This window comes from Streptomyces lancefieldiae, from assembly GCF_031845825.1.
In the GTDB taxonomy this organism is placed as follows: domain Bacteria; phylum Actinomycetota; class Actinomycetes; order Streptomycetales; family Streptomycetaceae; genus Streptomyces; species Streptomyces lancefieldiae.
Genome location: NZ_JAVRFH010000134.1, coordinates 1 through 4,778, shown reverse-complemented (window position 1 = coordinate 4,778; position 4,778 = coordinate 1). Strand labels below are relative to the sequence as shown.

Here is a 4,778-nt window from a genome sequence, read left to right as displayed (position 1 = left end):
CCGCCGATGTCCCGCCGTGGCGACGCGACAGCTCCGTGAGGGACAGCAGGAGCAGGTACAGGCGGAGCGGGGACCTCATGAGGCGGGATTCCTCGGCGCCGGCGCCGAGGAGTCCGGCGACCTCGTCGGGCAGGTGTTCCAGCGCTGCGTTCATGTGCTCCCGCTCGGGGCCGCGCCGGGGCTTGGACTCCTCCACCAAGACGACACGCTCGTCTTCCCGGGCGCCCTCCGGGTGGAAGTGCGCCGCGGGCCACGCGGCGATGGTGCCGAAGTTCTCCTGGGTCAGCGCGGTCAGCAGAAGACAGAACGCGGTCGCTTCCGGCCTGGTCAGGCACAAGCTCGCGGCCAAGTGACGAAAGCCGCCAGCGCGCAGCACCGCCTTCGTGTGGTTGCCCTTGCCTCCGGGCTCACGCGGCAGATCGCCGGTGCGGTCGAAGATATCCAAGAGCGCCCCGCGCTCTGCTTCCTGTCGGCTGAGCGTGGGATCGCCACCGCGCCACCGTGCCAGGAGGCGCTGTCCGGCCTCGATCCGCTCCCGCGCCAGGCGGACGTCCCGCCGCGCCGCCGTCATGATCGCCTGCCAGTCGTCGTCCGCGTAGGCACCGGGGCGGATCACCTCGGGCTCCTTCACCCGGACGTCGAAGAGGGCCTGGCGGGCGTCCTCCGGGAGCTCCGGATCGTTCCGCAACACGGAACGCAGCTCCTTGAAGGCAGAATGCTGACGCTTCGGCCGATCATCGTAATGCTCCACAAACGCGTGGATATGCGCACCCGCCAGCTCCTCCGGGCGAGTCGGCACCGGCTGCTGCCCGCTCAGGACACGCGCGAATCCGCGCAGCACCCCAAAGTAACTCTCGGCGGCCGTGAGCCGCTTGACCGGGGTGCGTGCTGTGCCGATCCGACGGCTGAGACACCTGGCCAGCCACTGCTGCAGTTCGGGTGCCACCTCGCAGATGGAGAAGTCGTACGTCTTGCACCGTTCTCCCGATTCCGCCACGAACCGAACCAGTGTGCCGCCTGCCTCTGGCACGAGGCCGCGCTGCGGCGGCTGCCACGAACCCGAAGGCAGACTCGCCCGCCGTCCGCCCCGGCTCACCGGGCGCCCTCCGCCGCCAGGACAACCCCAGTGGCGGCCACGGCCGTCCGAACGAGCGACTCCATCGCCCGCTGTTCGTCCTCGTCGAGCAGCGCCATGAGATAGTCGACGTGCAGACCGGTGAAGGGCGCGAGGTAGTGATCGCGGGTCGTATCCGGGTGACTGTGGCCCAACAAAATCGACAGGGCGTACCAGACATCGCCGAACTGATTACGAAGGTCCTTGAGCTGCTCGTCGGTGAAGCCGTCTAGGTGGGGCTGCCAGACCATGGACAGCAACAGGTACCAGCGCAAGGCGAAAGAGTGCCGCAGCATGTGAGCGCGAGCCCATACGGAGCACTGGGCCCGGCGCCGCTCACGCTCCTCCGGTGTCAGCTCCTCCGCCGAGAGATCGGCCCACAGATCGGCGATGCGCTCGTTGGCGTCCCGGAAGGTGTCCTCCCAGCCGCCGACCTTCTTCGGCAGGCCGTCGTGAGAGAGCCACACCGCGAGCGGCTCCAGACCGTCGGGGGTCATGCGGAAGAGGCGAAGCCGCTCGTCGGGACCGAGGACATCCAAGGAGAGCGGCACCGAAGCCCCGGATGCTGTCTGGATGTGCAGCTCCCGCGTGCGGGCGCTGTAGCCCGTCACGATCCGCACTCCAGGCAACCGGTCGTAGCGGCCGGCCCGCTGGGCGCGGCGGATCACCTCCGTCCGCGACCCCTCCACCACATCCATGTACGAGGCCACGGTGGACAGCACGCGGCGCGGAATCCGGTAGTAGCGGCCCTCATCCGGGGCACCCTTGATGCATGCGGCGGCCAGCCACGCCTTCAGGTAACGCCCTCGCCCACCGAACGGAAGCTCGACATCGAGGATGCTGGCCCACTCCTGAAGCCGCAGCCCCGTGCCGTACAGGCCGTCGACGAAAGCGACATCCCGGTCCTCGTTGTACCCACGCCAGCCCGGACGCCGCAGACCGTCGAACCCGTAGCCGCGCAGGCCGATGTTGCGCCACTGCTCGAATCCGCTACGGAGCAGCCACTTCACCTGACGCCGACGGCTGGCCGCAGGTCGCAACGGATCACGCCCGTTCCTGGCCGGCGGAATCCCGGACCCGCCCACCACCGCGGAAGGCTCTGCGGTAGAGGGGACTTGGCGAGGAACGGCAGCTACCGGGTTGATCGTCCGATAGCGGGGGCCGGCCCAGGCGTAGAAGCAGTTGAGCGCCGCGCGGTCGGTGTCGAAGCTCGTCCCCTTGACCCGTTCGTCGTTGCGGACGTCGGTGAGCCGCCAGTCCTTGTACGCCTCAACATCAGCGAGCGTCGCCTCGTCCCAGCGGCGGCCGAAGATGTGGAGGAACGTCAGCCAGACCGCCAGTGAGTAGGCGTACCGCCGCATCGTCTTCACCGACGCGCCCGCCATCGAGCCGGTGCGGAAGAAGAGGTTGATCCTCGGATCCGCTCGGCCCGTGGGTGGGATCAGGATCGGTGTGCCATGGCGAGCACCGTTGCGGGCTGCCCGCTCGTGGAGATCACCGAGCCAAGGGAACTCCTCGGCACCTACAAGTGGAACAGCTTCGACCATGTCGTAGAAGTCGACGGTCCATCGCTCGATCGCCCTCATAATGCCTCCATGCCGCGCCAGTTATTTTCACAACATGCGAGTGCCCGGAGAACCTCCGGTCACGTCGACGGTCCCTTCGAAGATGTCGTCACCGCGCTCGTGCGCGAGGCGTACGAGGAGACGGGCCTGGTGGTGGAGTCGGACGACGTACGTGCCGCGGTCACCGTCCACCACCGGGCGCCGGGTGGGGGCGCGCGGGTCGGGTTCTTCTTCGAGGTACGCCGCTGGTCCGGGACGCCGGACGTCAAGGAGCCCAAGGTGTGCGACGCCATGGGCTGGTTCGCGTTCGACGCTCTGCCGGAACCGATGGTCGCCTACTGCCGCGCGGGGCTGGAGGCCTATCGGGCCGGTGTTCCCATGGTGGTGCACTTCCAGGAACCGGACGATCCGATCGGGCACGACCCGGCTGTCGACCGGCTCCGCCTCGTGCCCGCCCCGGGCTGCGGTGAGCCGCGCCCGGGGCGGGAGGTACGGGAGTTCGCCGAGCAGGCGGTCGGCCGGATCACTGCCTGGACGGACGTGTCCTGGGCCCGGACCGCCAGCCGGGTGTGGCGCGCGCAGGACGCTTCGGGCGGGGTGTGGTTCGTCAAGATCCACCAGAACGACCGTTTCCACGACCGGGAGGTCACAGCCCTGCGCGACTGGGTGCCGGGGCTCGGTGGCGCCGGTCCCCGGCTGGTGGCAGCCGACGCGGGGCTGCGGGCGGTCGTCCTGACCGCCGTCGAGGGCCGCCCACTGCACGGCATGGCGCTGCCGTCGGACGAGGAGCGGCGGGTGTTCCGGGCGATCGGGAAACTCACGGCTCACATCCACGCGAGCCCCCTGCCCCCAGCGTCGCCCGGAACGGCGCCGGTCGTCCCGTACGCGAAGGCGGAGCGGCACCTGGACGGGGCACGGCGGCATCTGAGGCCAGGAGACGAGGAGTACGTGCGGTGGGTTGTAGCCAGTGCCGTGCAGCTGCCGCCGGTCGAAGCGGTGGTGACCCACGGGGATCTACAGCTCCGCAACCTGCTTCGGGCCGGTGACGGCACCCTGCGGATCATCGACTTCGAGCGCAGCGAACCCCAGTCCGCCGTGCGGGATCTGGTCCGTCTCCTCGACTGCTTCGACGGCCGGGAAGACCTCTACGAGGCGTTCTTCGACGGGTACGGCCGCCATCTCACGGAGGACGAGAGGGCGCGCCTGCTGGTGGAAGCGGTCCTGGACGCGGTGTCCGGCATCGCCTTCGGAAGCAAGACCGGCGACCCGGAGCTGGTCGAACGAGGGCGCCGCACCCTCTTGCGCTGCCGCGCCGCCGCGCACGCTTCCCGCACGATCGACGGAGGCGACCCGCGATGACGCACAGCACCGACGTACCCGGCCCGATGACCAGGCTCGTCCCGCGGCCGGCCACCGCGGATGATGCCGCTGAGATCACCCGGCTGCGCTCGCAGCTCATCCTGTCCGAGCCGCTTGACGAGGAGTGGCTCGTCATCTGCCGCGACCAGCTCGCACACCGGCTGCAGCCTGGGGGCGATGCCCGCGCCTGCGTCGTCGACGCGCCGGACGGCGGGCTGGCCGCCTGCGCGCTCGCACTGATCCACCCCGTCCTGCCGGCCCCGAAGTACCCCAAAGGACTGGCCGCCCGAATCCACATCGTGGCCACCGAACCCGCCCACCGGCGGCGCGGCCTCGCCCGGGCAACCGTGTCCGCGCTTCTGGAAACGCTGGAGCGCGAGGGGGTCACGCTCTACGAGCTGCATGCAAGCAAGGAGGCCGCACCGCTGTATGAGGAGCTCGGCTTCGCGCGCGATCCGGCCCTCATGCGGATGACGAAGCTCTCGCACGTCCGGGACGGGGGCGCGATGACCGAGGGATGGCTCTCGCCTGAGGAGTACGCGGCGGCGCTGCCGAAGGCCGTCCTGTCCGCCAGCGTGTTCTTCACCGACGAGCACGACCGGCCCGTGCAGCTCCACAGCGTCTACAGCCCGGGGCACCCCTGGCAGTGGCCTGGTGGGACGGCGGAGGCGGGCGAGCGGCCGTGGCAGACCGCGGTTCGCGAGACCGCCGAGGAGACCGGGCTGGTGGTGTCCGGGCCG

3 protein-coding genes and 1 pseudogene are annotated in these 4,778 nt (G+C 70.0%); 2 read left to right on the top strand and 2 right to left on the bottom strand.

Annotated elements, in window-relative coordinates; translation table 11 throughout:
* Nucleotides 1-946: pseudogene (locus tag RM812_RS40560) on the bottom strand (hypothetical protein); the annotation flags it as partial.
* 146 nt (nucleotides 947-1,092) lie between these two features.
* Nucleotides 1,093-2,499, bottom strand: coding sequence for a site-specific integrase (locus RM812_RS40555; RefSeq protein ID WP_311585787.1), 1,407 nt, complete (start codon nucleotides 2,497-2,499; stop codon nucleotides 1,093-1,095).
* Nucleotides 2,500-2,571: 72 nt separating this feature from the next.
* Between RM812_RS40555 and RM812_RS40550 the strand changes: the two genes are divergently transcribed.
* The gene (locus RM812_RS40550; protein WP_311585785.1) at nucleotides 2,572-4,038 is read left to right on the top strand and encodes a phosphotransferase; all 1,467 of its coding nucleotides are present in this window, start codon (nucleotides 2,572-2,574) and stop codon (nucleotides 4,036-4,038) included.
* Nucleotides 4,035-4,778 (top strand): GNAT family N-acetyltransferase (locus tag RM812_RS40545; protein WP_311585784.1); only part of this gene is annotated, 744 nt, incomplete at its 3' end. The genes RM812_RS40550 and RM812_RS40545, both read left to right, overlap by 4 nt.

Bases quoted from the DNA above. Each gene is read 5' to 3' on its own strand.
- RM812_RS40555 (WP_311585787.1), bottom strand. From the start codon at position 2,499: ATGGCGGGCGCGTCGGTGAAGACGATGCGGCGGTACGCCTACTCACTG.
- RM812_RS40550 (WP_311585785.1), top strand. From the start codon at position 2,572: ATGGCGAGCACCGTTGCGGGCTGCCCGCTCGTGGAGATCACCGAGCCA.